Genomic DNA, 26,562 nt, shown 5'->3' with positions numbered 1-26,562 from the left:
ACGATTTAGATTCGAGTTGATTCGCTACTTGCGCACGGTGCTGATGCGCTGTTGGATGTGATCTCCGGACTCGATTTCGTCGACCATTGCGATGGCATAATCGGCATAGCTGATGATCGATTCGCCGGCCGCGTTGAGCGTCAGCTCCTCACCGCCGAGAGTGTAGGAGCCAGTGCGCTCGCCGTCGGCCTGGAAGTCGCCCGCGGGGGAGATGTAGGTCCACTTCACGTCGTCGCGTTCGCGCAGCTCGCTGAGCGCCTTACCCATGGCGGCGGCCAGCGGCTTGAACGCGTCGGGGAAATCCGGCGTTTCGGAGACAGTCATGGTGTGCTCGGGGTCTACATAGAGCGAGCCCGCGCCGCCCACGACGAGCAGTCGAACGTTGGTGCCCGCCACGCAGTCGCACAGGTGCGCGAGAGTGGTGGAATGCTGGTCGAGGGTCTCGGGCGTCCATGCGCCGAAGGCATCCACGACCGCGTCGAATCCAACCAGGTCGGAGGCTTTGATGTCCATGATGTCCATCACGACGGATTTCTCGGCCGCGGTCCTGTTCTCGCCGCGTACGAAGGCCGTTACGTCCATGCCGCGCGACATGGCTTCCTTCACGATGAGCTGGCCTGCCTTGCCGTTGGCTGCGACTACTGCGATCTTCTTCATAGTGGCGTCCCTTCGTATCCGGCGGCTTCATGCCGCCCATTGCTTGCTGACAGTGAATACTGTATGCTCTGCGGTATCTAGATGAAAGTAGGCACTATAAAGTGCTTCAGGCACCAAATAGTAACTTTTGCTGTTACCTGCTGTAATGGATCTTGAGGAGATGCGAAGATGACGGAACCGAGACTCGAGGACCTGCCGGCATGTCCGGTCGAGACGACGCTTTCCCTCATAGGGAACAAATGGCAGGTGCTCATCCTGCGCGACCTCGTGCTGAACGGTACGATGCGCTTCAAGGAGCTGCAACGCTCTATCGGGAAGATCTCGCAGAAGGTGCTCACGAGCAATCTGCGAACGATGGAGGACACCGGGCTCGTGCACCGCGAGGTCTTTCCCGAGGTGCCGCCCCGCGTGGAGTACTCGCTGACGGAGACGGGCAAGACGCTCAAGCCCGTGCTCGATGCGCTGTGGGCCTGGGGCGAAAGCTACAAGGAGTCGCTGCGAGTGGGGGAACTCTAAGGGGAGGGGTGCGTCAGGGTCGCGTGCCATCCTCGCGATCGGTGCATCGCGGCGTACGAGCCCGGCATTTGCCATGTGCCCAAGGGTTCGGCGTAGCAGCTATTATGTGCAAGCAATAGGCGCGCGCCTGAACGGGCAGAGCGGGCTTTGCCCTTGGTGAATTAAGGCTTGAAGCTTACTTTTTGCGGGGCTTCCCCTGCCTGGTGAAATCGTTGCACTCTTCGTGAGCCCACTTTCCCTTGCCCCCGGCAACCTGCTCGAGGTCTTCGTCGCTCAGGACCATTCCCTCGTCCTTGGCGAGCGCCAGCATTTCTTCCGGCGTCTTGCATGCCTTGGCACGTTCCTTCAGGTCTTCGCTCAGCTCATCGAATTCCATGGCGATATCCTTTCGTTTGGGGCGCGGCTTGTTTCAACCGCGGCTTCCAACAGCATGTATTATAAGGCCTTCTTTGACCTTGCGTCGCGCGGCATGATGCAAGGTCAAAGAAGGAAAAGCCCCTCGTCAACATGTTTACTGGCGAGGAGCTATCGTGCTGAAATGGGATAATGCGCGCTTTTGGTCGTAAATTACTATTCCCACTCAACTGAATCACTGTACTGGCATTTATTATTTCTTTCACAACACAGCAGGTAGATGGCTTGTATTTTGCAAGAGCAGCACGGCGGAGCCAGTCCATGGACAAATCTTGGGCAAACCGTGCTCGGTCATCGGGGTCCCAAGCTCAACTCGATGGGGTTCCTATCCGACTAAATGCAAACAGCCATGAACGTCGGGCCATGCAGTCAGAGGTAAGTTCGAAGCGCATCTATGATGGTTTACAGTTATGGTTTCTGACACTTTGCAAATCTGGTATTGTACATCTTGCATATATGGTTTATCGGGCTTGGCAATTACGGAAGGTAGAGCATGATAGAACGAACACTCTCGTCTTTCGTGAAGGACAACGCAGGATGGTTCCCCATTGTGTCCGTGACCGGCCCGCGCCAAAGTGGAAAATCGACGCTCGTGCAGCACGTCTTTCCTGATTATGAATATGTCAACCTCGAGGACGAGGCGACCCGCAATCTTGCCCAAGCCGATCCCACCGGATTCATCCGCGAGCGACCGGCGCGCCTCGTCATAGACGAAGCACAGCGCGTGCCCGAGCTCTTCAGCGCCATCCAGGTTGCCTCCGATGCCTCCGGGGAGCCGGGACAGTACGTGCTTTCCGGATCCCAGAACTTCCTGCTGCTCAAGCAGATAGGTCAGACCCTTGCCGGGCGCGTAGGCATCTGCAAGCTTCTGCCGCTCTCATATCGCGAGTGTAAAGAGCACGGGGAAGAGCTTGTGCCCGACTCCTTCATGCTGAAGGGGGGTTATCCGCGCTTGCACGTCGCGAATATTCCTCCATCGGTCTTCTTCGAGAACTACCTGCAGACCTACGTCGAGCGCGATGTGGCAGGATATATCGACGCGCGCAGCACGACTTCGTTCCACACCCTGCTCGGCCTCTGCGCTCAGGGGTGTGGGCAGCTCCTCAACGTGTCACGGCTATCGGGGGACCTGGGCGTCGCGCGGGCGACCGTCGACTCGTGGCTTTCTATCCTCGAGTCGAGCTACGTCCTGTTCAGGCTCCCTCCCTACCACGCCAACCTCCGCAAGCGGCTCACCAAGACCCCGAAGATCTACTTCTACGACACGGGGCTGCTCTGCCATCTCCTGGGGATAAGGACTCCCGAGCAGCTGCGCGACAGCCCGGCCCGAGGAGCCGTGTTCGAGAACCTCGTCGTGGCGGAGACACTCAAGCGGCACCTGCATGTCGGTCGAAACCCCGAGCTGTATTTCTACCGCGACGACAGCAAGATCGAGGTGGACCTCGTCGACGTCACCGATCGCGTCGCGCCGGAGCTCGTCGAGATCAAGTCGACGACCACGTACAAGCCCGAGCTCGCACGGCACTTGAGCGGCGTCGGCGACTCCCTCGGCATCCCCGAGGAGGGCCGTAGCGTGGTCATGCGCTCGGATAAAAGCCATGTAGTGAACGGCGTCAGGCACTGGTCGGCGCATGAATGGCTGATGCGCTAGGCGAACGATAGGCTAACGCAAGATGGCGGGAGGGAAACGATGGATGGCAAAGGCATGATTGCGTATCTCGTCCGACTATCAGTCGAACGCGCGCTTGGCCTGCTCCTTTACTTGCTCGGCTCAGGTTGGGTTTTGGGGCAAGGGGCACGCTCTGGTTTGCCGTCTACTTCGCCGCTATAGGCACGGTCATCTGGCTCTACCGCACGGCGCCCGACACGATGGCAGCAAGGCTTTCCATCGCCGACGCCAAGGACGTGACTCCCGTGTGGGACAAGGCCTTACTCGCGGTGTTCTGGCTGCTTGCCTACTTCGTAGTGTACTGGGTCGCAGGCAGGATGTGCGGCCCGTCGCCGGCCATAGACGTCGTTTCTGTTCTCGGCGCGGTCATATATCTGCTCTCATCCATGCTCACTGCCTGGGCCCTTTCCGAGAACCTCTATGCCGAGGCCGTCTCCCGGGTGCAGAAGGAGCGCGGACAGCGCGTGTGCAGCAGCGGTCCCTACGCCTACGTTCGGCACCCTATGTACTCCGCCATCATCATGTGGTGCGTCTCTGTGGTCATGGTATTCCCGAGCGTGTGGGTGGCGCTGGTTTTGGGCGCGGTCGCGCTCGTGATCGTAGCGCGCACGGCTCTAGAGGACGCGATGCTCACAGACGGGCTTCAAGGCTACTCGGAGTATAAGGTCAGCGTGCGATGGCGGCTTGTTCCCTTCATTTGGTAGCGCAGGCATCTTGCGTCCTCTGTGGTTTGCGCCCGTGGACAAATCGTCCCGAAAGAGGTGTTGTTTACCAATGCGAAGTGGTGCGCCGATTTCTCGGACACACCACTTTTGTCCTGCGGATTTGTTGTGTTTCGGGGTGGAGTGTGGAATAGTGCTTTGTGCGAAATTTTATTCCCACTCGATCGTCGCGGGCGGCTTGCTCGTGATGTCGTAGGCCACGCGGTTCACGCCGGGTACCTCGGCTACGATGCGGCCGGAAATGCGTGCCAGCACGTCGTAGGGGAGCTTCGCCCAGTCGGCCGTCATGGCGTCGCTGCTTTCCACGGCGCGTAGGATGATGGGGCGCGCGTAGGTGCGCTCGTCGCCCATAACGCCCACCGAGCGGATGTCGGGCAGCACGGCGAAGTACTGCCAGCAGCTATGCTCGCTGTTGCGCTCGCCGGTCTCCTCGAACAGACGCGCGTTGTAAGCGTCCAGCTCCTCGCGCACGATGGCGTCGGCGTTCTTCAGGATCTCCAGCTTTTCGGGACTGACCGAACCAATGATGCGGATGGCCAGGCCAGGGCCGGGGAAGGGCTGGCGATGCACGATATAGTCGGGCAGGCCCAGGGCCGTGCCCAGCGCGCGCACCTCGTCCTTGAAGAAGTGGTCGAGCGGCTCGATGAGGTCGAAGTGAACCCCTTCGGGGAAGGGGATGAGGTTGTGGTGGCTCTTGATGGTGGAAGCCTTGCCGCCCGTCTTGCGGGCGCCGCTCTCGATGATATCGGGGTAGATGGTGCCCTGGGCCAGGTGCTTCACGCCACCCGTATGCTGGGCCACGGCGAAGAACTCTTCCCAGAACTGCGTGCCGATGATGCGGCGCTTCTGTTCGGGCTCGGTTACGCCGTCGAGCAGCTTGGCGTAGCGTTCTTCTGCATGCACGTGCACGAAGTCGACGTCGAACTGCTTGGTGAAGACTTCCTCCACCTGTTCGGGCTCGTTCTTGCGCAGCAGGCCGTGATTCACGAATACGCAGGTGAGCTGCTTGCCAATGGCGCGAGCACACAGGGCGGCCACGACGCTGGAGTCTACGCCGCCGGAAAGGGCCAGAATCACGCGGTCGTTGCCGACCTTGGCGCGGATGTCTTCCACCATAGAGTCGATAAGACCTTCCATGGTCCAGTTGGCTTCCAGGCCGCAGATGTCGAACAGGAAGTTGCTGAGCATCTGGTTGCCGTTGGGCGTGTGGCGCACCTCGGGGTGGAACTGCGTGGCGTACAGGTTGCGCTCGGCGCATTCCATGCTGGCCACGGGGCAGGTGTCGGTGACGGAGGTGATGGTGAAGCCCTCGGGCACCTGGCTTACGGCATCGCGATGGCTCATCCAAACCGTCTGCTCTTCGGGCGTGTTGGCCAGAAGGCGGCTTTCGCCCTTGCGCGTGAGCGGCGCTGCGCCGTATTCGCCCTTTTCGGTGTGGCCCACGGTGCCGCCCAGGGTGGTGGCCATGATCTGCTGGCCATAGCAGAAGCCCAGTACGGGTACGCCCAGCTCGAATACGCCAGGGTCTACCTTCGGGGCGTCTTCGGCGTATACGCTTGCAGGACCACCCGAGAGGATGATCGCGGAAGGCTTGGCGGCTGCGATCTCGCTTGCGGGAGCATCGCAGGGCAGAATTTCCGAGTAGACGTGCAAATCGCGCACGCGACGTGCAATGAGCTGGCCGTACTGAGCGCCAAAGTCCAGTACGATGACTTTCTGCTGGGTGGTTTCCGCCACTGTTACCGCCTTTCGCGTAATGTGTAAACGCCGCTATCATAGCGCCTGCGCCTGAACGTGGCGTGCGCGTTGGCTCGTTCTCATAAAAACGCTAGGGAGCACGATGCGCCTTCGCCCGTATAATCGGGGCATGGTAGATAAGTGGGAACAGATTCAAAACATCCTTAGCGCAGAAGCAGCGGGTGCGGAACGCCCTCCCCGATTGCGTTCCCAGCGCACGCTCTTTGGCATACCCAGCGAAATCGAGCAGATTATGGCCAATGCTTCCCAGGAGGGTACGCGCGCTGCGCGTGACAAGAAGCAAGGCCAAGCTCGCAGTTCGTCTGACAATCGCTCTTAGTTCCACCTTCTCTTCTAGGTTGCGGACGCGATTGCCCTATGTCCCGAAAAAGGGCATCGCCCCTCTGCAGGGAGCGATGCCCTTTGCATAGCCTGTCGTGGGAGGGTTGCGGCAGGCGAGATGCGTATGGTGGTAGCGCCGGGCGCCGATATGCTGCCTAGCTTTCTTGCGTCTCGTAGAGCTTGGCGATAATCGCTTCCTTAACGTGCGTGGGCGTTGCGTTGTCCGTGGCTACCGCGCGGATTGCGGGCATCTGGAAATCCTTTGCGTAGAAGCTGATTTCCAGGCTGCGGCCCTGGCATCCCACGTAGCACTGCCCACAGCTCTGGCAGTTTTCGGGGTAGGCGATGATGCTCTTCTTCTGCGTGCTGTCGAATCGGAATACGTCCATCGGGCATACGGTTACACAATGCTGGCACCCAATGCACTTATTTAGGTCATAGCGCGAAACGGCCATGTTGAACCTCCTTCAATTGCTTCTCTATTTGCCCCAGCTGCTGCCGGACTGCTCTTCGGGCAGGCCCAGCGTCTTTGCCTCAGTGGGGAAGCGCACGCTGTAGCGCGTTGCGTAGTCTTCGCTCGTGTCGCCCTTCCATTCGTCCTTCACGGGAACGCGCTCGATGATGGGCTCGCCGTCTTCGCCCCTCGTGAGCGTGATGTAGCACAGGAAGTTTTTGTCGTCGCGGAAGGGGTAGTCGGTGCGGAAGTGCAGGCCGCGGCTTTCCTTGCGTTCAAGGTTCGCGCGCAGCTTCAGTTCTGCAGAGAGGACCTTGTGCTTCATTTCGATGGCCATGCGCAGCTGATGCGGGTTGCTTGCCGAGAGCTTCGGGATGACCTTGTCGCGCATGTTGATGACCTGCGTGAGCGTTGCCTGGAGTGTCGCCTCGTCCTGGGCGACCAGAACCCAATAGGGGGACATGATTGCCTGAAGCTGATCGCGTGCGCCATCGGGCGAGAAGCCCGTTTCCACGCTCAGGGGAGCCAGGATTTCTTCGCTTAGCTCCGCCAGGCGGTCGCTCGAAATGGAGCCGGCGGAAGCCGTTTGGGCGTAGGCTGCTGCTGCCTTGCCTGCAATGTCGCCCTGGATGCTGGCGTAGTTGCTGGTGAAGCCAACGCCTACGGGGTAGGCTGCGCCCGTGGGAGCGCTTGCGTTCGCGCCGTCGCCGGCAACCCACAGTCCTGGAATGCCCGTGTAGCCTTCCAAATCGTCCAGGCCGCAGAATACGCCGTTGCTCATGTGGGCGCTCATGCCCAGTGCTGCGCCATATACATCTGCCTTGGGCTTGGGCGACATCATCTTGCCGATGCGGATGTCGTCGGGATTGCCCGTCACCGTGCCGCCGCGACGCGTGATGTCGGCCGTTGCCTGATGCTCGATGTTCGTGCCGTCGTTGGCGCTGGCGCCATTGATGGTGCCCGTCACGCGGCCCATGACCATTGTCTTTTCCTTGCTCGTGGCATAGCTAGCGGCCGTGTCGGCCGTGATGTCGCCACCGCAAAGCCAGATGTTTTCCAGGTAGTCCCAGTTGTTGTTGATGAAGCTGCAACCAGGGGCGAAGCTTGTGGTTGCGTGGAAGTCGTCGTATTCCTTGCCTGCGATGGGGAGGCCAAGGTTGTAGGCGATGTACTCGCCGTCGAAGGTATTGCCGCCCACGGGGTATCCGGTGGGCTTGTAGCTGCCGCCGCCCATGGCCATGACAATGGCTTTCGCGTTGAACGAGATGATAGTTGCCGAAGGAACGTGCAGGCCCACGGCGCCTACGATGCGATCTCCGTCCTTTTCAACGTTGGTAATCATGGTGTAATCGACAACGGTGATGCCGTTTTCCTGCAGCAGGGGCACGACGCGGGCGTGGCGATCGTGCTCCGCGTTCATGTCGTAGTATGCCTGGTAGTCCAGGGTGTCCCAGATGCTCGTGTCGGCTGCTCGGTCGTAGCGGTCCATGATGCCCCAGGCGACCAGGCGCTCGTAGGCCTCCTTGCTGTGGTCGATCCACTGCTGGTACCAGTCCAGGTTCACGACATACTCTCCGCCACGCTGGATTGCGGTGCGGAAGGCCTCGGCGTCATCGCCCATATCGGGGTCGAACCAGCGATGGCTTGAAGGCCAGGGGGATAGTCCCGAGTAGCCCGGACGGCCCTTGTCGACGAGGACAACGTTGCAGCCGGCGTTCTTTGCGGCCATGGCGGCGTTCATGCCGGCGAAGCCACCGCCGATAACGAGTACGTCGCAATCGTATGCGGTCGTGCTGGGGGCGGAAACTTCGGGTACGGGCAGCTCTTCCGTTACTACTTCCGCTGTCGTCGTCGCGCTTTCCGACTTCGATTTCGGCGACGAACATCCGCCGAGTGCAGCTGCTGCGGCTGCCGACATTCCTACGAGGCCAGCATCGCGCAGGAACGCGCGGCGTGATAGGCCGTGGGATGCGTTATTCATGTTCCCTCCTTGGTATGCGGTCTTGCGACCTTGTCTGCTACATGCCCGATGGGGCGCTTCCAAGGTAGGGGTGGGGATGGGTTCGGTCTTCAGACGAAACGGGCATTTTCCGGAACGCCTCTCATACGAAACGTATAAATGCCTGGTAGATGGGTTGTTCTATTTCGTGGAATGTAAAGGCTCGCAAGCAGAGGCTACGAGCGCAGGGAGTCCACGTAGGCGATGAAATCCTGCTTGCGATGGATGTCGAGCTTCCGGTAGATATGGCTCTGGTGCGTCTTCACCGTGCTCTCGCTCACGAAGAGCTCTTCGGAAATGCGCTTGGCGGAAAGGCCGCGGTAGGTGAGTACGGCAACGTCTTTCTCGCGCTGGGTGAGGCCCTTACCTTCGCAGGCCTTCATCACCAGGTTGCGCTGCCAGTCCTCGTTGGTCATGGCGGCTTCCCTGTTGGTTCGTTCGGTGTTGCGAAGCAGAAGCAGCACGATGATCGTGGCGGCAAGGAATGCGGAGATGCACGCAATGGGGATGATGAGGTTCGTGCCCGTTGCGTAGGTGAGCGCGCCCGTAATGGATAGGACGTCAATCGAGACGAACTGCGGAAGCGCGATGACGGTGATGCCGTATAGCGCGAGCGAACGCGTGATGTGCGATGGGGTGGGCGAACCGCTCGTTACGATAATGATGGCGGCGAGAAGTGCGAACAGGTGCTCTCCGCTTACCATGAGGCGTTTGCCCATGAGCGCGCCCATGCCATCTCCGCACGTGGCTACCAGCAGCAGCGTTCCCATGAAGAACAGGGCCAGGATGGCAAAGACGGTGAATAGCGCGCTGGGGGAATTGCTACGCTTGAGCAGGTATGCGCATATGCCTGCGCTGGCCAGCAATCCTCCTGCGGCGGTGATCGCGTATTGCATTCCGCTAAGCGAACCAGCGGAAAGCGTACCCTGCTCCATGGCGGTGAAGAGCCGAACGCATATAGCCGCGAAAAAGACGAATACCAGGCAGAAGGCAAGCATCTTCCGCAGCTCTATGTATCGTTCTCGCGAGAAGGTGCTGGTGGGGGCTTCGAGTTCCGAACCCGAATTGGATGCCGCGGCTGTGCGCTTGCCGGTCGTGCTTGGTTTTCCGTATGCGCTGATAATGGCTGCTGCGCTTACTGTCGGGCATAGCATCGTTGCGGCCATGCAGATTTCGGGGGCCAGGAGCGTTATGCAGAGCCATATGAGGCTGAAGAGGCAGTAGGAGAGTGCTATGGCGCAAGCGGCGATATGCGACGAAAGCTTGGATGCTTGGCTAAGCAAGAGAAGCGTGAAGGTTGCTACTGCGTAGGCGCATAGGATGATTGCCGCCCCCTCCACTACGCTGGGGCTGGCGCCTACGGTTGACGCGGCGATCGTAGGTAGGTCTGCCAGGATGATGCCTTGTCCAGCAGTGCCTGCGACGCCAGCCGATAGGGCGAGGGCCCAAACGACCCGGTTGCTTGCTTGCATGCGGTCGCGCGTGGCTATTGCCAGAAGAAAGAACGCCATAAGCGCAAATGCGTAGAGTGCGTGCCTGAGCGGTATGTCGGAGAATGACGACGAAGAGAAGTGCGGCGAAAGCGAAAATGGGAAGTAGGGGCTTACGTGGAGGTACGCCCATAGGCTGGCCATTCCAACGATGAGACGTGCGTCTTGCTTTGCTATGTTTGCGAGGGTCGTTTTCATCGAGTGAATTCTAGCAAGTTTAACTTGCTATGGCATGAGGCTACTTTGCCTTTATATCAAAGCATTTTCCGCGGGAAAACATGATAACACTCTATCGCGCTGGAGTGTTTCTTGCTACGATGTGCGCAATTGCCGTACGAAAGGATGCATCATGGCTGAACAAGAGGAAAACTTCGAGCATATTCAGGAGCATCGTGCACAGATTGACGCTATCGACAAGCAGCTCGTTGCGCTTCTGAACGAGCGTGCCACGCATCAGCTCGCTATTCGCGCGCTGAAGCCGGGCGCTCACATGGGCCTGTTCGACCCTAAGCGCGAGGAGGAGATCTTCGCCCGCGTGCAGGAGTATAACCAGGGTCCCCTGTATCCCGATAACCTCCGTGAGATTTACGCTACCATCCTCAAGGTCTCGAAGGAGATGCCGTCCGCATGAGCGAATCGAAGCTGAAAGGCGTGCAGGGTCTTCCCGATTACGGCACCCGCACCGATGAAATTACCATTTTCGCTGGCCCCTGTGCGGTGGAGTCGTACGAGCAGTTTGCCACCGTTGCCGAGGTAATCGCCGAGGAGGGGCTGCATTGGATACGTGGCGGTGCCTTCAAGCCGCGCACCAATCCCCATTCGTTCCAGGGCCTGGGCGAAGCCGGCCTGCAGATTATGCAGGAAGCGGGTCAGAAATATGGCCTGAAGACGCTTACCGAGGTGATGGATTCCGCCCATTGCCCCATGGTGCACAGCTACGTCGACGGCCTGCAGATTGGCGCGCGCAACTGCCAGAACTTCAGCTTGCTACGCACGGTGGGCCAGGTTACGGCCGATACCGACAAGTTGGTGCTGTTCAAGCGCGGCTTGGCTAATAGCGTTTCCGAATGGCTTTCCGCCACGGAATACATCACCATGAACGGTAACGAGAACGTGATGCTCTGCGAGCGTGGCCTGCGTACGTTCGAGACTTCCACGCGCTTCACGCTGGACATCTCGGCCGTGCCCGTTATTCACAAGCAGAGCCTGTATCCCATTTGCGTGGACGTAAGCCATCCGGCTGGCGTGCGCGACTTGGTTCCGCCGTTGGCTCGCGCGGCTATTGCCGCCGGTTGCGACGCAATTATGGTGGAAGTGCATCCCGATCCGCAGAATGCCAAGTCCGACAATGCGCAACAGCTTACGCCTGCTCAGTTCAAGGACCTGCTGGCCGATCTTAGGGAGATTGCGGCGGTGTTTGGAAAGAAGCTCGTCTAGAACGCTAGAGCTTGCATATCGAAAGGAAAAAGCCGGGGCGTCTGGGCCGCCCCGGCTTTTTCATGCGCGCATGTAGGTTAGGGGGTGTGCGCGCGAACGCACGAAGCGTATTCAGGTTGACGAAGCGCGTCACGGGGTGACTGATGGTAAGCAGGCGGCATCGGGGCAGCGAAGATAGGGGGTTGTGGTCACGCTGCGCGTCCGGATGGAGAGCCGACTGGCAAAGAAAGCCGCCAAAGGTAGGGCATGCAGTCAATGCGTTCGTGCCCGCGCTCGTCTCCCTATGGCTTACCGCAAGCCCTCCCAGATGTTTGCCTCCGTGCTTCCACGAATGCGGCCTAGCGGCTCGCCATGCGCAGAGTATTCCCCAGTGTAGGGAATTCGTCTACCACCCAAAATGCGGGTATTTTCATATATCCCAAAACGTTTATCCCCATGTATTGGGGGAATGTGCGTTTTGTGAACCCTAGATGGTGCTATTGGGCGTTTTCTTGAAGCGCCGCCCATACGCTTCGCTTTGCTTTTAGGAACTCCTCGGTTAGCTCGAACGGCCCGTCGGGGTTTCCGTTTCGTTCCACGTGTATTTCGGCATGGATGGTTGAGGGCTGTCCCAGTCGGGGGTTTCCCGCAAGCACGTAGACACGCTGGGCCAGGCTCACCGCTTCGTCTACGTCATGCGTGATGACGAGCGCTGAAAGCCCAAGCTTCTGGGTGACTTTGGTGAACCAGAAGCGCATGTCGGCGCGCGTGATGGCGTCAAGCGCGCTAAAGGGCTCGTCGAGCAGAAGGCATCGTGCTCCCGTGACGTAGGTGCGCAAGAGGGCGACGCGTTGCCGCATGCCTCCCGAAAGTTGGTGGGGCCACAACTCTTCGGTGCCTTCCAGCCCGAACGTGGGGAAGAGGCGCGCGGCCGTTTCGCGCGCCTCTTGCTTCGCCTGCCCCTTCAGCAACAGCGGTAGTGCGGCGTTGTCGATAATGCGCAGGTGGGGAAGGAGCAGGTCCTTCTGGAGCATGTACCCAATGCTTCCCGGTTTCCCCGTGACGTCTTCGCCGAATGAGAGCACGCTGCCTTGCGTGGGCGTTACAAGACCGGCGAGGGTGTTAAGGATGGTCGTCTTCCCGCACCCCGATTTGCCTATGAGGCAGCAGATCTCGCCCGCGTTTACGTGCAGGTTCGCCTGCGCTACGACGGTTGTGTCGTCGTAGCGTATTTCCAGGTTTCTTCCCTCGATTGCGGGAAGTGCGGTCTGCTTTGCCGGTGTCGGGATTGCCTGCGCCATTGTTCGTCCTTGTGCTGGGGCTAGGCCAGATAGTCGTTCGTGAAGCCCGCATCGACGTCGAGCGTGGTTTCTACCAGGCCGTTGTCGTTGAGCCACTGGTAGAAGCGTGCCCAGCGGTCTTTGTCGATGTAGCCCCATTCGCTTGCGTCGTCAATGTACTTGCCCGCCAGGTATTCCGCGCTCTTGGCGACCAGCTGGGCGTCGAGCTCGGGTACGGCTTCGACTAGGATGCGCGCGGCGTCGGTGGGGTTCGATGCGGCATATTCGTAGCCCCTGCGCGTGGCGCGCATGAAGGCACGCGCGGTGTCGGCGTTTTTGGCCAGGAATTCGTTGTTTGCCGCGATGACGGGCGTGTAGTAATCGAGCGAGTCGTCGTAGTCGATGAAGGGGAAGTAGCTATAGGCGAAGTTCTGCAGCGCGGCATTCTGGACGGCCCAGCCTTCGTAGACCCAGACGCAATCGAACGCGTTGCTGCGCAGCCCCGCAACCTCGTCGTCGACGGCGTAGGGCACGAGCTCGATCTTGGAGTAGTCGCCGCCATCGTAGGCCATGATGTCTCGGATGATGGCCTGTTCCACATCTTGGTTCCAGGTTGCGTACTGATGACCTTCCATGGCCCGGGGGCGGGTGATGCCGTCTTCCTGGCGGCTCATGATGCCGCTCGTGTTGTGCTGCACGATGGCACCGATGGCCGTGTAGGGCAGGGGCGTGCTGCTGGCAAGGTAGTTTGCCATGACGTCCTGATACGAGATTCCCAGCTGGACAGAACCTGCGCCAATGAGCGCATCGGCGCCGTCTTCGGGCGGCGAGACGATCGTGAGGGAGATGCCCTCTTCGGCGTAGTAGCCAAGGGATTGCGCGACGTAGATGCCCGTGTGATTGGTATTGGGCGTGTAGTCAAGCACGAGGGAAAGATCGGTCGCGTTTGCCGCGGAGGCAGACTGACGGTTGTTATCGCAGCCTCCCAGTGCATATGCCGAGGCGATTCCTGCGCCTGCTACGCCTGCGGTTTTCAGAAACGAACGCCTGGTGAGAGTGGTTTTCATGGCGTCGAGGTTCATTATTCGTTCCTTTCGGTATGCTTCCAGGGCATACATATCTTCTTGAGAATGTCGATGATCTTGATGAGCATGAGCGAGAGCGCACTGATCACGATGATGACGGCGAACATGCGGTCGTACGAAAACGACTTGCGAACGCGCGTCATGTAGACGCCCAGTCCTGCGTCGCCTCCCAGCCATTCTGCGATGACCGCCCCGATGATGGCGTACGTCGCGCTGATCTTCAGCCCGCTGAAGAAATGGTCGGCCGCCTCGGGCAGCTTTGCATAGCGGAAGATGTCCCAACGCGAGGCGCCCATGGAACGCAGCATGTTCACGGTGTCGGCGTCGACCGAGGTGAACCCTGCGATGAGCGATATGGCCACGGGGAAGAACGTCGTGAGCGTGATGAGGACGATTTTCGGCAAGATGCCGTACCCAAGCCACAGCACCAGCAGGGGCGCAATGGCAACCGTGGGAATGGTTTGCGATACGGTAATGAGAGGCGAAAGGGCCAGGTAAATCACTTCGAAGCGATCCATGGCCACAGCTGCCACGAAACCGAGCGCCACGCCGGCGGCAAGACCAATGGCTGCTTCCACGAGCGTTGTGCCCGCATGGCTTGCCAGCAGCTGCCAATCGCTGGCAAGTGCTTGCGCAACCTGCAGCGGAGTGGGCATGAGGAAGTTCGGAACAAGGCCGCTGATAATAGCGAGGTGCCAGCAGATGATGGTGCCTACTACGACGGCCAGGGGAATTCCGATGCGCTTGGCCTTGCGTGATGTGGTGTCGCTGGGTGCGTGCTTCATCGTGCGTGTGCGCGTGCTATGCGATTTCGCGCGAGTTGAATTCGCTGTCGGTGGGGTGGTACTTGCCGATCTTCTCTTCGGTCGACATGACGCGTCCGCCGGGGCGCCAGCAGATGCGCACGTGGCTTTCCATTTCAGTGCAGCCTGCCGCCTCGCCTGCTTCGATGCAATCCTTCAGTACGCGCATGCAGCTTTCGAAATCGCCTTCCACGGTGGTTTCGAAGGGGCCTACGTAGTAGTCGAGACCGCTTGCGTCGATGGCGGCAATTACTTGGTCGACGATTTCGCAGACGCGTTTGTCATCGTGTGCGTCCAGGGGTAGATAGTGAATTGCGATTGCACATTCCATAGCGTGTTCCTTTCGTACCGCTACGGGGCGAAGCCCCGCGCCAAAGCAGGGCCCGCACATGCGTGCGCGCATTTCCCTACGCTGGCATTATCCAGACAGGTTCCATGAGTCGAGGGCCGCGAGCCCTCCTCTCAGCCGGGCGATCGCCCCAGCTCCCCGAGAAGTTCGGTCATTGTAGCACAGCGTTTTGTGGATGCTATAGCGTGGTAGAGCGCAGATGAGGAATTGCCTCTAGCGGTGCATATGGGCCGGTAAGCGGTTTATTCGTTTGAAATGGCTTCCGCCAGGTCAATGAGTTCCTGCTTCGAATGCACGTTCATCTTCGCGTAGAGCGACTTGGTGTAGCTTCGCACCGTGTTGATGGAGAGCGTAAGGTCCTCGGCGATGTACTTGGCCGTTCGGCCGCGAATGAGAAGAGCCATGATTTCCTCTTCGCGGGAGTTCAAGTTGTAGCGCTGCGAGATGATCTCGTGCGAATCGCGCTTGTCCGCGGCGGGTTTGGGTTCGGGTGCTGGCGCGGGTGCTTTCGAACCATTTTTCGCAAGCGTGTAGATGGAAGTGAAGGCGAATACGACATACACGATTGTCAGTATGATCGACATGCTCGTTTCTGCGCTATCGCTTGCGTTCAGATAAAGCGCGTGTCCTAGCCCAATGCCCAGGCTCATTCCAATCCATACGCAGGAAATCATGATGGGCATTGCGCGTCGCCGCAGGCGAGCATCTTGCGTTGCGACGCAGAGGCCCAAGAGCAGGAGCGCCGATATGCGGAAGACGGTAAGCACGATGACGTTGAAGACGCTTACATACCAATCTGGGGCGAATGGCAGCAGGAACGCGGAGGTGACGTCAATGAGGTAGCAGATGTGTATCAGCATGAGCGGGTTTGCGCGTTCGCACCGGTACTTTGCCTGCAAGAAGATTATTCCCACGCTCAGGCACACGGTGAGTATCTGGTTGCTCTCGGGGTTTTCCAGGAAGGGCAGCGTTTCGGTGCTTTGCAGGAACATGGGTCCGCTGATGCCGTAAATAAAGCTGAGGATGAGCATCGAAAGCACGACGGCCCGAATGTCGCGCGAAGAAAGGCGCCTGGCCGTTTGGGGCTTCGGGGGTGCGGATGCTTGCGAACGCTCGATGGTGAGCGTCCTTCCCATGTAAGCAACGACGAGGGCCAATGTGGCCATGAGGGCTACGAGCGGGATGGTGGGAATAACGTAGGACAGGCAAAAAAGGATAGCCCCCATCACGTATGAGCCGAGTAGCTCAAGTCGGACGTTTTCCCAGCCTCGCGTGGCGAGTATGCTCAGCCATGCGTAGTAGCCGAACGCGGTGGCAATGCCGGTTGCGAACCCTAACGCGTAGCGTAGGGTGTAGGAAGGGGTGTATTGCGTTTGTATGCCGATGCATACAATGCACATGGCCAACATTACTCCGCTAATTGTGGCGAGCGTTCGATGAAGTGCCAGGTTCCCGTCATCGGTGGGGGTGATGGGCTTGTTGAGTGGTTTGCCCTTGCGAATGAGCTCGGTGTACACAAAGAGCGCCGCGCACGTGACCACAATGCCCGTTGCGAGGGTCGAGTTGAAGAAATCGACGATGCGTGGCATGTCCCTGGCGGCAAGCTTGCTCGAAAAAAGAATGATGATGTTGAGCGACCATAGCAAGCCAAACCCCAGGCTTTTCCATTGGCCGAAGAGCGCGCGCATGGTGATGGTTACTTTTGTTGCAGTTGCATACCCCATTGCAATCCTCCCGGAGGGCATAATACGACATCGTTCCTGTTCCTAGGCGTGTTTTTTCGGGGATGGCGCACCTTATTCCAAAATCCCCACGTTTTGGGTGAGTAGTTAGGGGTCTCTCACTATGGGGGTGCATATTTTGAGCGAATTATTAATTCAGATGTGAAAATATATGATTTTACAAAGAGATAATTCTTTTTCTGGGAACGTAGCTCCGAGTCCGAAATCCAGAGTGGTTGCCCCCTCGCTATTGATACGTTAATGCTCTGATATACTTCTCCGCGTATGAAAACCTTTCTAGTACATATTGCCAAGGGCTTGTTCAATATCCTGTACAAGCTTTTCTGCGCTACCACTAAGCGTAGGGATGAGATTCTCTTCTTTAGCCGCCAGACCAACGAGCCGAGTTACGATTTCTGCTCGCTTGCGCGAGATTTCGAGGCGCTGGGCTGGCATCCCGTCATTCTGGTGAAGAAGCTAGCCAAGTCCAGCGTCATCCCGTATTCGGGAATGGTCTTCAGGGAAATCTACCATTTGGCGCGTTGCCGCATTTGCGTCGTCGATCGCTACGATCCGGTCATCTGCATGCTCAACTTCAAGAATGACGAGACCACCTTCAAGGGCTCCGTGCCTGTGCATACCGATTACCCTGCCGAGCCGGTAGTGGTTCAGATGTGGCACGCATTCGGCGCATTCAAGAAGTTCGGGTATCAGAGCCTCGATACGCCCGAGGGGCATCGGTCCCAGACGCTCGAGCGCTTCGATATCCACCGCAACTACTCTTGGGTGGTTTGCTCGGGCGAGGCGTGCCGCGCGGCGTTTGCCGAGGCCTTCGGATATCCGAAGGAACGCGTTATCGCGCTTCACCGCCCCGAATACCATAAGCTCCAGGGGCTGCGCCGCAGCGGAGGGGCGGAACTGGTGTTCAACGACCCGCCCATTGCGCTTTTCGCGCCCACGCTGCGTAAGAGCAAGACATCACCGCATCCATTTCGCGATGCGTTCGAGCATAGAGACGAGCTGCAAGGGAGCCTTCGGGCGAAGATCGCGTGGTCGTTCCATCCTCTCGACCAGGGGCTTTCGGCGCCAGGTGATGTTTCCGAAGCCTTGCTTACCTGCGATTTCGTGGTAACCGATTACTCGTCGATCGTGTACGAGGCGTACCTGCTGGGCAAGCCCGTCATTTTCTACGTTCCCGATATCAAGCGCTATCGCACGAGCCCCGGCTTGAATGCCGACCCCTTGCGCGTGGCGCCCGAATTGTGCGCTCGTACCGAAGATGCGCTCATCGACCAGGTGAACAAGGTTGCCTGCGACCCCGAAGGCTATCGATGGGATGCCTTGGAGCGCTTCGTGGCCCAGGCGTTCGATGGCGGTCGCGATGACTGCGTCGAGACGCTGCGCGCCTTGGCGGAGCGTTCGTAGCGTAGCGGCTCCATGCGTGCGGGCTCGCTTGGCGGCGCGCGCGGCATGGCTATATTGAACATGAGAACTTATCTTCAGTGATGGGGGAATGAGATTATGGGATGCGAAGCCCCTCGGATATCGGTCATCGTTCCATGCTATAACGTGCAAGCCTACATTGGCGAATGCTTGTCTTCGTTGACGGGGCAGACGTTTGCCGACTTCGAGGTCGTCTGCGTTGACGATGGCTGCACCGACGACACGATGCGCGTTGCGCGCGAGGTCGTGCAGGGTGACGAACGCTTCGTGTTCGTGAGCCGTGCCAACGGCGGGCTTTCGGCGGCGCGCAATACCGGCATCGATGCTGCGCGTGGCGAGTACCTTTTGTTCCTCGATTCCGATGATTACTACGTGCCCACGGCTCTCGAGAGGCTTATGGCCCGCGTAAGCGAAGCGGGCGTCGACGAAGACGGGGTCCCGCTGGAGTACGTGGACTTTACCGCCGAGTCGTTCTACGAGAGCAGCGCGCTGCGCAAGTCGAACGAAGAGGAATACGGCACACGTTCGAATATCGAAGGCGTAATGACGGGGCAGGCCCTGTTCGCACGCTACCAGGGAATGCGCCAGTACATTTGCTCCGCGTGCTTCCACATGCTGCACCGTGGGCTGTTCGAGCGCAGCGGGATTCGCTTCCGCGAGGGAATCATCCACGAAGACGAGCTGTTCTCGCCCATGATCATCGCATTCGCGCGTCGTGCCGCGTTCCTCAACGAGCCGTTGTACATGCGTCGCATGCGTGAGGGGTCCATCATGACGGTGGAGCGCGGGTTGCGCAACGTGAGCAGCTTCTTCGCCCTTACCCAGGAACTGTATGCCTGGGCACACGAACATGCTTCCGAATTTGAACCCGCCTATGCAGATGCCTTGGCCCAGCGCATCTATGAATTGCGTTCCATCATGGCGTCTGACGTGCGCTCGGTTCCCGAAGATGACATCGCCGCGTTTGCGCAGGGGCTTCCCGCTGCCGACCGCATGGATTTCCAGATGTACGCTGTTCAGCCTGCTGCGTGGGATGCGGAGGTTCGCAATTCCCATTCGTATCGTCTGGGACACGCACTGCTCGCGCCAGTTCGCTTGCTGAAGCGTAAGTAGCCTGATTGCAGTCGTATTCCACGTGAAAAAACGCCTCGGGGTGGCGTTCCTTACCCTGTACCTGCGATAATACGGGGGAAGAATAATCGGAGGTTACATGAAGAAACTAATTGCCCAGTTCATGAAGTTTGGCGTCGTCGGCGTCATAGCGTTTGTCATCGACTATGGCCTGCTCGCGCTTCTCACCGAAGTGTTTAGTGTGAATTACCTGGTGAGCGCCACCATATCGTTTACGGTGTCGGTCATTTTCAACTACATCGCCTCTATGCGTTACGTGTTTACGCACAAGGAGGACATGTCGCGCAGGCGCGAGTTTGTCATCTTCGTCATTCTTTCTGTCATTGGCCTGCTTATCAATAACCTCTGCATGTGGGCGGGCGTGGAACTTGCTGGTATCCATTACCTCATCACCAAGATCGTGGCCACGGCCATCGTCATGGTATGGAACTTCGTAACGCGAAAGATTTTCCTGGATGCGGGCGATGCCCCGCAGGAGGGGGCAAGCAGTCATGACTGATTCCTCTAAGAAGTCGGGTTCGTTCGCCGTGCGCTCGTATGGCATGAGACTGGGGAAGGGCGCCAAGGCATCTCAGGAAGCTTCGGCCGTCTCTCCCGCGGTAGCCGCCGCAAAGCCCCAGGCGGGGCAGGCCGACGCCCCTACTGCGTCTGCAACCCAGGTGCCTTCTGCCGACACCACCGCGGCCCTTACCCGGGCTCAGGTGGCCGAGCTCGAGTCGCGGAAGCAAGCTGATGGCGCGCAGGCTCCCTCGGGTGATGCTCAGCCCGCTCAAGATGCTGCCCCCGCGGCAAGCGCGCCCGTAACCTACAATGCCCCCGTTGCCGCAAGCAAGCGTCAGATGGGCACTGCCGCACGCGTTGCCATCATTCTGGGGGCCATCCTCGTGGCCCTCGTGCTGGTTGCGCCGCTGCTGGCCGTTTCCGTGTACGACCGCCCCAGCGGCGACGACTTTTCCTATGCGCTTGCCACGTCGCAGCTGGTGGCAAGCGGCAATGCCAATCCCATTACGCTCGTTCAAACGGCCGTTCAGACGTCGCTTTCGTATATGCAGACCTGGCAGGGCCTGTATACTTCGGCGTTTTTGCTCGCGCTTCAGCCGGGCATCTTCGGAATGCAGTACTACGGCATTGGGGCAATCGTCCTCATCGTGTGCACGTATCTTGCTAGCCTCTATTTCACGCGTGGGGTGGAGTGCAGTTTGCTTGGCCTTCCTGCACGCTGGTGGATTCCCGCTGGCATTGCGCTCGCCACGTTTTTGCTGCTGTGCATGCCCGATATCTGCGAGGGCATCTACTGGTTCAATGGCGCGTGGAATTACACGCCGTTCTTCCTGCTCGCGCTTGTGAATGCGGGGCTTTCCATTAGGTCGCTCACGGTGCGGTCTACGGTTGCTCATGGCTTCTGCGTCGCGGGGCTGTGCGTGCTGCTGTTCCTCACGTCGGGCGGCGATCACGTCATGGCGTTCTACAACCTCATGCTCGCCCTGGGGTGTGCCGTCATTGGCTTCGCGCGCCGTCGTTGGGCCCAGATCTTCCCTCTTCTCGTGGGCGCCTTCGGGTTCTACTTGAACGTAACTGCTCCGGGTACGGCTGTGCGCCAGGCATTCTTCGTGAGCCCTGGCATTCCGAAGACCATTGCCGTTTCCGCCCTGTACACGCTGCAGAGCTTGCAGGAGCTGCTGAGCGTTTCCTTCCTGCTGCTTCTCGTTATCCTCACGCCCATCCTATGGTCGTGGGCGGGGACTACGCAGCGCAAGGTACGCGGTGTCTACCTGGTCGTTTTCTTCGTGCTTTCCTATCTGGCCATCGTGGGCCTGAACTGCGCGCCCTATTACGGCATGGGCGTATTTGGCGAAGGCCGCGTGCGTAACGTCGTGTGGTTCGCCAGCGTGGTGCAGGCGCTCATGCTGTATGGCTACGCGCTGTGCGTCGTTCGCCAGCGTGCGCGTAATGCCAGCGTGCGCGTCGACCTCATTACCAAGAACATTCCCTATGCGCTCGTTGCCCTGGGCATCGTGGCGTGCATCGTGGGCGTTGCCGCGTTTGGTGGCGCTTCGGTGGGGAAGAGCAATGCGCTTCTGGCGCTCAACGACGTGCGCAATGGCAGCGCCGCCCAGTTCGCTTACGAGAACGACCAGCGCGACCAGATTCTCTCGGAAGCGAAGTCGACCGATCTCGTTGCCGTCCCACGTTTGGAATCGCATCCCGTTACGCTGTTCTTTACCGATCTCGACAACGACATGGGCGACGATTGGGCTTCCACGGTTGCGGCCTATTACGGATTGGTGGGGGTAGTCTATGAGTAGCGCTGCTCCGCAGCTTTCCGTAATCGTTCCCGTCTACAACGCCCAGACGTATTTGCGCCAGGCGCTCGATTCGGTTGCGCACCAGACGTTCGAAGACTTCGAGGTGCTGCTCATCAATGATGGCTCCACCGATGATTCCGCTGCCATCCTGGAAGAGTATGCTTCTGCCGATGCGCGCTTTCGGGTTATCTCGAAGGAGAACCAGGGCTACGGCGCTACGGTGAATCGTGGCATCGACGAAGCGCGTGGCGTCTACGTGGCCGTGTTCGAGCCCGATGACTTCCTGGAACCGAGCGCATACCATACGCTGATGCAGCTGGCGTTGTTCGCTTCGGCCGATGTGGCCAAGGCAAACTATTGGTTCTACTGGAGCAAACCCCAAGATCGTAACCAGGTTATCTCGGTGGTTACCGAGCAGATGGCCGCGCAACCGTTTTCCCCGCACGACATTCCCGAAGTCGTATTCGGCATTCCGTCGATCTGGTCGGCGGTGTATCGCCGTGCCTTCTTGGACGAACAGGGGATTCGCCTTTTGGAAACGCCTGGGGCCAGCTATCAGGACCTGGGCTTCTCGTTCAAGGTGTTTTCGAGCGCGCACGTCATTGTGGCTACGCAGGAACCCGTGCTTCACTATCGCCAGGATAACGAGTCGTCTTCGGTGAATAGCCCGGGCAAGGCACTGTGCGTCTGCGGCGAATTCGATGGCATTGATGCGTTCATCGCGCGGGATTCTAGCCGTTCGTGGCTTGAGCCCTATGCGTTCCGGTTGCGCTACGATAGCTACATGTGGAACTTCCAGCGGCTTGAGGGTGAATTGCGCACCCAGTTCGTCGATCGCATGCAGGCTGATTTGCAGCAGGGCGTGAACGCGGGTGCGTACGATCCTCGCTTGTTCAAGCCCCACCAGCGTAAGAATCTCGACGTTATTCTGAACCGCCCCCACGTGATGCTTCGTCATTTGCCCGCGCATCCTTCCGCATGGCAGAAGATGGCGTATTACATGCGCATTGGCGGGTTGGGAACCGCTCTGGCCATGGCGAGGGCCCGATAGGCTGCGATATGACGATGGCCGCTCGAGCTCACAGGGAAGAAGGGGGCTTCGTGCGCGCCCGTGTTGCGATCCTTCACGTCCTTTCATTCGCCCTTCCCCTAGTCATCCTTGGTTGCGTTTACGCGCTCCGGGGCATGTACCCCTTTGGGGAAACGGGCGTTGCCGTGTGGGATATGGACATCCAGTACATCGGCTACTTCGAATGGCTGCGCGACGTACTGCATGGGCAGGGTTCGCCCTTCTACTCCTTTTCCATGGGCATGGGCGAAAACACCGCTGCGCTCGTGGCCTATCACCTTTCCAGCCCGTTCAATCTTCTTTTGGCCTTTTGGGGCGAGGGTAGCATCGTTGGCTTCTTCAACGTGGCGGTGCTGCTGAAGCTCTCCTGCGCGGGGGCAACCTTCTTCGCCTTTGCCCGCAATCGCTGGCATCTGGGTGCGACAGCATTGCTCGCCTCTACGTCGTATGCGCTGTGCGGATGGGCGTTTGCGCAGGCCAGCAATATCATGTGGCTCGATGGCTTCGTCATGTTGCCTTTGGTGGCGTGGGGCACGTATCGCGCCGTTGAGGGCGAGCGGTACGGGCTGCTGTTCTGCTCGGTTGCGCTTGCCGTCTTGTTCAATTGGTATACCGCCTACATGGATTGCCTTCTTTCGCTCCTGTTGTTCCTGGTGTATCGCTGGGAGCTTACGGGTGCGTCTCACCCTGTGGGCGAGGGGGTTTCCCGGGCGGCGCGCATCGTGCGTGTATGTCGTCGCGTCGTGGCGTCTCGTTCGACGCTTCGCTACGTTGTTACCATGCTGCTGGCCCTCTGCGCGAGCATGGTTTTGCTCCTGCCCTCCATGCTGTGCCTCATGCAGGGCACCGAAAGCAGCTTCAATCTGCTGAAGGCGCTTATGCCCATTCCGCTGTTTCCGCCCTGGGATATGGGGGCGTATGTCGTTTCCGGCGTGGTTCCCGAAACGTCTACGAGTCGCGTTCCCGCGCTGTACACGAGCGCGTTCGTTTTGATTGCGGCCGCTTTGCTCTTCTGCGATAAGGGCGTTTCCAAGCGCAAGCGCATCGCCTTGGCGGTGCTGCTTGTCTGCGCCGTTGTGGGCGTCATGTTCGTGGGCCCTTCCGTTGTGTGGAGCGATATGAAACTCACCACGTCGTTCTACTTCCGACATGGCTACATCGTGGCGTTCGTCCTGGCGGTGTGCGCGTGCGAAGAGCTTTGCTCGCTTCGGTGCGCTCGCGATGAAAGGGACACTTTCTCTGGGCTGCCCCAGCGTATGGCGGTCTTTCGCGCGCGAGTGATCCGATGTGTGGGGGTTCTCGCCCTTGTGGTGCTTGCATCGTCGGGTCTTGCGATCGTGACGCATGCCGAGGGAGCGCCCTCGGGTGTGGCCGTAGCCGCTACGGCGGCATCGCTGCTCGCGTCGGGCGTCCTGCTTGTTGCATGGCATTCTCGCGCCCGCGGCAATGGCGGCGTTTCGGCGCGCGTCGTGCTCTGCGTTGCCGTAGTCGTCCTTTCGGTGGACGTGGGCTTCAGCGCGTATCAGGCGTTTCGTATCTACGGTTCCTCTGTGGATGCACATGCGCAGGAACAGGCCGCCATCGATGCGTTCGTGCAGGGTTCGGTTGACGATGCGGCGGGGCAGAGTGGCCTGCTCGTGAACATGGCGGGCGCCGATCGCGATGGCACGCGCACCCTAACGCAGATTCCCCAGACGACCGCGTTGTTCACCAGCTCGGTGCAGAGCATGGGGGAGTACACGTCCATGGTGAATGGCTCGCTCTACACCATGCTCTCGGCGCTTGGCTATACGGAAAACGACCCCATCTTTGGCTACTATTCCAATTCGTCGCAGTTGCTTGCCGATTCTCTGCTGGGCGTTGACTACGTGCTTTCCGCAACGCAGCCTGCGGGCGATGTGACGCTCGTTTCCCCTGCCGCCTTGTACGAATATGATTTGTATCGCTACAACGCTTCGCTGCCTGCGGGGTATGGCATTGCGGGGAGTGGCTCTGTTTCGTGGGGTAGCGACCCGTTTGCCAATCAAATGCTCATGCTCCAGGACGCCACGGGCAGCGATGGCGCCTTGAGCGCATATGTCGACGCGGACGTATCGGAAGTCTCTCGCGTCGTCGAGGGCGCATGCGAATGCTCGTTCCAGGTCACCGTCGAACAGGATGGCCCCCTCTATCTCGATTTTCCCGTTATCGCGCAAGCGACGCGGAACCATTGCTGGAACATGGTTGCCCAGGTGTACGTGAATGGCGCGCCCGTTGAACTCGTTGGTTCTAATTTCAGTGGAAACGTGCTCTATGCTGGTACGTTCTCCGAAGGCGATACGGTTCAGGTGGCATTGTCGTTTGCCGAGCCCCAGGCTTCGTGCGTAACGGTTCTTGATGGCGAGCAGTGCAAGGGCACGGTGGAGGAATGCGTTGCACGCGCATCAGCGAGCGATCTCGTCGTGGCGAAAACGCTCGATGAGGATGTGCTGGCGGATTGCCTCTCTATGCTCGATGCCGAAGGATTCAGCGTTCTTTCTTGGGAAGACGGCCACGTTGCCGCTACGCTCGACGCCTCGTCGAGCGAGCTGCTCATGTTGCGCATACCCTATGCGCCGGGTTGGGAGGCGTTCGTGGATGGTGAACGCGTCTCCGTCGTCTCGTGCTATACGGGGCTTTCGGGCGTATGGGTGGAAGAGGGAAGCCATACGGTCGAACTGCGCTTCACGCCGCCAGGCCTGTATGCGGGAATCGCCCTTTCCGCGTTTGGCGTGCTTGCCTTCTTCGTGCTTCGCCGCAGGTGGGAAAGCTAGCGCTCGCTCTTGATGCGCGTGAAGAGCGGCAGCAGCTTGCCGCGCGCGATATGGATCAGGCGACCCAGGGAAAGGCAGGTGCCTGCGCGACGCGCCTTCAGGGGGCGTAGGCAGAACGCAAGCGCGCGGCTGTTCTGGGCCTGCGCATGCGGAATGAGATCGCGGTACAGCTCGTCGGAAAACGTCTTCCTGATCCATGCTTTGCGATCCGCGTGGCTCATGTGCGCTTGGGGGTCGCAGTTGCGTTCCAGGGCGGAAAGGACATAGCGCGCAAACAAGCTTCCCAGCGTAGCGCGCGTCTCGCCGTCGAGCGTTCCCCAGGAGCGTTGCTGGTCGGCGAGCATGTCAATGCGTCGGCGATGGAGCTCGTAGTAGTCGGGGATGAACTTGTTCGTTAGGTTGTCGCGCAGGCGGCGTGCATAGTGATACGGCGCGCTGGCCAGCACGTTGAGCGAATCCAGGTTCTGGAAGACGGCTACGTTGAAAGCGATGTCCTCGATGAGCTTCACCGTCTCGAACCGTGCGCCCGTCGTACGTAGGTATGCCAGGTCGTAGATCTTGTTCCATGCGTATCCCAGAAGCGTCTGCCGTTCCAGCTCGACTACGTGGGGACGCAGCTCTGCGGCGCTTGAAAGTGATTGCCTTGCGGGCGTGATGGCGTGGTCGTAGAGAAATGCACCCTGCGCGTCGAAGTAGCATTCGTCCACGCCGAACACGGTAACGCATGCGGGGTTTTCCCGCAGCGCATCCAAGCAGTCTTGCAGAAGCGTGGGCTCGTAGGTGTCGTCGGGGTCGGGCATCCACAGGTACGTGCCGCGCGCGGCGGCCATGCCCGTGTTTCGCGCTTCCGAGAGGCCCTTGTTCGCATCGTGATGTACCACGCGAATGCGTTCGTCGCTTTGCGCTGCCTGTTCGGCAATGCGCGCGCTTGCGTCGGGCGTGGCGTCGTCTACGCAAATGAGCTCCCATGCGGGGCAGGTCTGCGCCTGAATGCACGAGATGGCTTGGGCTATGTAGTCCTCCACGCCGTATACGGGCATAACGATGCTGAATATGGGCTGTTCCTGGGTCATGTTCTCTCGCAAGATTCGTTGGGTTCTTTGAAGATGATACAGGAATGAGGGGCGGTGGCGGTAAGATACGGGAAAACGATAAAGCGCTGCGCGA

General features: G+C 59.3%; 23 protein-coding genes and 1 riboswitch. Of the genes, 11 read left to right on the top strand and 12 right to left on the bottom strand.

What is annotated here, in order from left to right; genetic code table 11:
- Positions 1 to 24: 24 nt before the first annotated feature.
- Positions 25 to 657, bottom strand: coding sequence for an NAD(P)-dependent oxidoreductase (locus E7002_RS01625; RefSeq protein WP_303727180.1), 633 nt, complete (start codon positions 655 to 657; stop codon positions 25 to 27).
- Positions 658 to 825: 168 nt separating this feature from the next.
- Between E7002_RS01625 and E7002_RS01620 the strand changes: the two genes are divergently transcribed.
- Positions 826 to 1,173 (top strand): helix-turn-helix domain-containing protein, encoded by a 348-nt coding sequence (locus E7002_RS01620; protein WP_303727179.1) that lies wholly within the window; start codon positions 826 to 828, stop codon positions 1,171 to 1,173.
- Between the two features lie 175 nt (positions 1,174 to 1,348).
- Here E7002_RS01620 and E7002_RS01615 read toward each other — a convergent pair whose 3' ends face one another.
- Positions 1,349 to 1,549, bottom strand: a complete 201-nt coding sequence (locus tag E7002_RS01615; RefSeq protein WP_303727178.1) for a Nif11 family protein — start codon at positions 1,547 to 1,549, stop codon at positions 1,349 to 1,351.
- A 531-nt stretch (positions 1,550 to 2,080) separates the two neighbouring features.
- Here E7002_RS01615 and E7002_RS01610 point away from each other — a divergent pair.
- Complete coding sequence (locus E7002_RS01610; RefSeq protein ID WP_303727177.1) at positions 2,081 to 3,238, top strand: ATP-binding protein; 1,158 nt, start codon at positions 2,081 to 2,083, stop codon at positions 3,236 to 3,238.
- A gap of 218 nt (positions 3,239 to 3,456) precedes the next feature.
- Positions 3,457 to 3,960: an isoprenylcysteine carboxylmethyltransferase family protein gene (locus E7002_RS01605; RefSeq protein WP_303727176.1), complete on the top strand. Its 504-nt coding sequence runs from the start codon at positions 3,457 to 3,459 to the stop codon at positions 3,958 to 3,960.
- A 168-nt stretch (positions 3,961 to 4,128) separates the two neighbouring features.
- On the opposite strand, the gene guaA is transcribed toward E7002_RS01605, so the two are convergent.
- From guaA to E7002_RS01585, 4 genes are all read right to left on the bottom strand, one after another.
- Positions 4,129 to 5,715, bottom strand: coding sequence for a glutamine-hydrolyzing GMP synthase (gene guaA, locus E7002_RS01600; protein WP_303727175.1), 1,587 nt, complete (start codon positions 5,713 to 5,715; stop codon positions 4,129 to 4,131).
- 497 nt (positions 5,716 to 6,212) lie between these two features.
- Entirely contained in the window at positions 6,213 to 6,512 is a 300-nt protein-coding gene (locus tag E7002_RS01595; RefSeq protein WP_303727174.1) for a ferredoxin family protein, read from the bottom strand.
- A gap of 24 nt (positions 6,513 to 6,536) precedes the next feature.
- Entirely contained in the window at positions 6,537 to 8,492 is a 1,956-nt protein-coding gene (locus tag E7002_RS01590; protein ID WP_303727173.1) for an FAD-binding protein, read from the bottom strand.
- Positions 8,493 to 8,686: 194 nt separating this feature from the next.
- Entirely contained in the window at positions 8,687 to 10,021 is a 1,335-nt protein-coding gene (locus E7002_RS01585; protein ID WP_303727172.1) for a helix-turn-helix transcriptional regulator, read from the bottom strand.
- 328 nt (positions 10,022 to 10,349) lie between these two features.
- Here E7002_RS01585 and E7002_RS01580 point away from each other — a divergent pair, with 328 nt between their 5' ends.
- Positions 10,350 to 10,631 (top strand): chorismate mutase, encoded by a 282-nt coding sequence (locus tag E7002_RS01580; RefSeq protein WP_303727171.1) that lies wholly within the window; start codon positions 10,350 to 10,352, stop codon positions 10,629 to 10,631.
- On the top strand, positions 10,628 to 11,437 hold the full coding sequence (aroF, locus tag E7002_RS01575) for a 3-deoxy-7-phosphoheptulonate synthase (protein ID WP_303727170.1): 810 nt from the start codon (positions 10,628 to 10,630) through the stop codon (positions 11,435 to 11,437). Before E7002_RS01580 ends, aroF begins: the two co-directional genes overlap by 4 nt.
- Positions 11,438 to 11,913: 476 nt before the next feature.
- Here aroF and E7002_RS01570 read toward each other — a convergent pair whose 3' ends face one another.
- From E7002_RS01570 to E7002_RS01550, 5 genes are all read right to left on the bottom strand, one after another.
- The gene (locus E7002_RS01570; protein WP_303727169.1) at positions 11,914 to 12,717 is read right to left on the bottom strand and encodes an ABC transporter ATP-binding protein; all 804 of its coding nucleotides are present in this window, start codon (positions 12,715 to 12,717) and stop codon (positions 11,914 to 11,916) included.
- 20 nt (positions 12,718 to 12,737) lie between these two features.
- A complete protein-coding gene (locus tag E7002_RS01565) occupies positions 12,738 to 13,778 on the bottom strand; it encodes an ABC transporter substrate-binding protein (RefSeq protein ID WP_303727168.1) in 1,041 nt (346 codons plus the stop codon).
- Positions 13,778 to 14,566, bottom strand: coding sequence for an ABC transporter permease (locus E7002_RS01560; protein ID WP_303727167.1), 789 nt, complete (start codon positions 14,564 to 14,566; stop codon positions 13,778 to 13,780). Before E7002_RS01560 ends, E7002_RS01565 begins: the two co-directional genes overlap by 1 nt.
- 16 nt (positions 14,567 to 14,582) lie before the next feature.
- Positions 14,583 to 14,915: a thiamine-binding protein gene (locus tag E7002_RS01555; RefSeq protein ID WP_303727166.1), complete on the bottom strand. Its 333-nt coding sequence runs from the start codon at positions 14,913 to 14,915 to the stop codon at positions 14,583 to 14,585.
- 55 nt (positions 14,916 to 14,970) lie between these two features.
- Positions 14,971 to 15,084, bottom strand: a riboswitch (TPP riboswitch).
- Between the two features lie 91 nt (positions 15,085 to 15,175).
- Positions 15,176 to 16,657 carry a LuxR C-terminal-related transcriptional regulator gene (locus tag E7002_RS01550; protein ID WP_303727165.1) on the bottom strand — a complete coding sequence of 494 codons (1,482 nt, stop codon included), beginning with the start codon at positions 16,655 to 16,657 and terminating at the stop codon, positions 15,176 to 15,178.
- 282 nt (positions 16,658 to 16,939) lie between these two features.
- Here E7002_RS01550 and E7002_RS01545 point away from each other — a divergent pair, with 282 nt between their 5' ends.
- The 6 genes from E7002_RS01545 to E7002_RS01520 all read left to right on the top strand — a co-directional run bounded on the left by E7002_RS01545 (position 16,940) and on the right by E7002_RS01520 (position 25,395).
- Entirely contained in the window at positions 16,940 to 18,079 is a 1,140-nt protein-coding gene (locus E7002_RS01545; RefSeq protein ID WP_303727164.1) for a CDP-glycerol glycerophosphotransferase family protein, read from the top strand.
- A gap of 96 nt (positions 18,080 to 18,175) precedes the next feature.
- Positions 18,176 to 19,210 carry a glycosyltransferase family 2 protein gene (locus E7002_RS01540; protein ID WP_303727163.1) on the top strand — a complete coding sequence of 345 codons (1,035 nt, stop codon included), beginning with the start codon at positions 18,176 to 18,178 and terminating at the stop codon, positions 19,208 to 19,210.
- Positions 19,211 to 19,307: 97 nt separating this feature from the next.
- The gene (locus E7002_RS01535; RefSeq protein WP_303727162.1) at positions 19,308 to 19,727 is read left to right on the top strand and encodes a GtrA family protein; all 420 of its coding nucleotides are present in this window, start codon (positions 19,308 to 19,310) and stop codon (positions 19,725 to 19,727) included.
- Complete coding sequence (locus tag E7002_RS01530; protein WP_303727161.1) at positions 19,720 to 21,534, top strand: hypothetical protein; 1,815 nt, start codon at positions 19,720 to 19,722, stop codon at positions 21,532 to 21,534. The genes E7002_RS01535 and E7002_RS01530 overlap by 8 nt, the downstream gene beginning before the upstream one ends.
- On the top strand, positions 21,527 to 22,585 hold the full coding sequence (locus tag E7002_RS01525; RefSeq protein WP_303727160.1) for a glycosyltransferase: 1,059 nt from the start codon (positions 21,527 to 21,529) through the stop codon (positions 22,583 to 22,585). The genes E7002_RS01530 and E7002_RS01525 overlap by 8 nt, the downstream gene beginning before the upstream one ends.
- A complete protein-coding gene (locus E7002_RS01520; protein WP_369692473.1) occupies positions 22,513 to 25,395 on the top strand; it encodes a YfhO family protein in 2,883 nt (960 codons plus the stop codon). The genes E7002_RS01525 and E7002_RS01520 overlap by 73 nt, the downstream gene beginning before the upstream one ends.
- On the opposite strand, the gene E7002_RS01515 is transcribed toward E7002_RS01520, so the two are convergent.
- Positions 25,392 to 26,468, bottom strand: coding sequence for a glycosyltransferase family 2 protein (locus E7002_RS01515; protein WP_303727159.1), 1,077 nt, complete (start codon positions 26,466 to 26,468; stop codon positions 25,392 to 25,394). The two genes, E7002_RS01520 and E7002_RS01515, sit on opposite strands and share 4 nt — an antisense overlap.
- Between the last annotated feature and the right edge of the window lie 94 nt (positions 26,469 to 26,562).

It is taken from the genome of Denitrobacterium detoxificans (assembly GCF_015062615.1).
GTDB lineage: Bacteria > Actinomycetota > Coriobacteriia > Coriobacteriales > Eggerthellaceae > Denitrobacterium > Denitrobacterium detoxificans_A.
The sequence above is the reverse complement of the archived record's forward strand: the minus strand, read 5'-3'. Positions and strand labels throughout refer to the sequence as shown.

Coding starts and splice junctions, on each gene's coding strand:
- E7002_RS01585 (WP_303727172.1), bottom strand. CDS start 10,021: ATGGCGTTCTTTCTTCTGGCAATAGCCACGCGCGACCGCATGCAAGCA.
- E7002_RS01555 (WP_303727166.1), bottom strand. CDS start 14,915: ATGGAATGTGCAATCGCAATTCACTATCTACCCCTGGACGCACACGAT.
- E7002_RS01570 (WP_303727169.1), bottom strand. CDS start 12,717: ATGGCGCAGGCAATCCCGACACCGGCAAAGCAGACCGCACTTCCCGCA.
- E7002_RS01540 (WP_303727163.1), top strand. CDS start 18,176: ATGGGATGCGAAGCCCCTCGGATATCGGTCATCGTTCCATGCTATAAC.
- E7002_RS01560 (WP_303727167.1), bottom strand. CDS start 14,566: ATGAAGCACGCACCCAGCGACACCACATCACGCAAGGCCAAGCGCATC.
- E7002_RS01605 (WP_303727176.1), top strand. CDS start 3,457: ATGGCAGCAAGGCTTTCCATCGCCGACGCCAAGGACGTGACTCCCGTG.
- E7002_RS01520 (WP_369692473.1), top strand. CDS start 22,513: ATGGCAGAAGATGGCGTATTACATGCGCATTGGCGGGTTGGGAACCGC.
- E7002_RS01530 (WP_303727161.1), top strand. CDS start 19,720: ATGACTGATTCCTCTAAGAAGTCGGGTTCGTTCGCCGTGCGCTCGTAT.
- E7002_RS01535 (WP_303727162.1), top strand. CDS start 19,308: ATGAAGAAACTAATTGCCCAGTTCATGAAGTTTGGCGTCGTCGGCGTC.
- E7002_RS01565 (WP_303727168.1), bottom strand. CDS start 13,778: ATGAACCTCGACGCCATGAAAACCACTCTCACCAGGCGTTCGTTTCTG.
- E7002_RS01580 (WP_303727171.1), top strand. CDS start 10,350: ATGGCTGAACAAGAGGAAAACTTCGAGCATATTCAGGAGCATCGTGCA.
- E7002_RS01525 (WP_303727160.1), top strand. CDS start 21,527: ATGAGTAGCGCTGCTCCGCAGCTTTCCGTAATCGTTCCCGTCTACAAC.
- E7002_RS01615 (WP_303727178.1), bottom strand. CDS start 1,549: ATGGAATTCGATGAGCTGAGCGAAGACCTGAAGGAACGTGCCAAGGCA.
- E7002_RS01625 (WP_303727180.1), bottom strand. CDS start 657: ATGAAGAAGATCGCAGTAGTCGCAGCCAACGGCAAGGCAGGCCAGCTC.
- E7002_RS01545 (WP_303727164.1), top strand. CDS start 16,940: ATGAAAACCTTTCTAGTACATATTGCCAAGGGCTTGTTCAATATCCTG.
- E7002_RS01590 (WP_303727173.1), bottom strand. CDS start 8,492: ATGAATAACGCATCCCACGGCCTATCACGCCGCGCGTTCCTGCGCGAT.
- E7002_RS01610 (WP_303727177.1), top strand. CDS start 2,081: ATGATAGAACGAACACTCTCGTCTTTCGTGAAGGACAACGCAGGATGG.
- aroF (WP_303727170.1), top strand. CDS start 10,628: ATGAGCGAATCGAAGCTGAAAGGCGTGCAGGGTCTTCCCGATTACGGC.
- E7002_RS01550 (WP_303727165.1), bottom strand. CDS start 16,657: ATGGGGTATGCAACTGCAACAAAAGTAACCATCACCATGCGCGCGCTC.
- E7002_RS01620 (WP_303727179.1), top strand. CDS start 826: ATGACGGAACCGAGACTCGAGGACCTGCCGGCATGTCCGGTCGAGACG.
- E7002_RS01515 (WP_303727159.1), bottom strand. CDS start 26,468: ATGACCCAGGAACAGCCCATATTCAGCATCGTTATGCCCGTATACGGC.
- E7002_RS01595 (WP_303727174.1), bottom strand. CDS start 6,512: ATGGCCGTTTCGCGCTATGACCTAAATAAGTGCATTGGGTGCCAGCAT.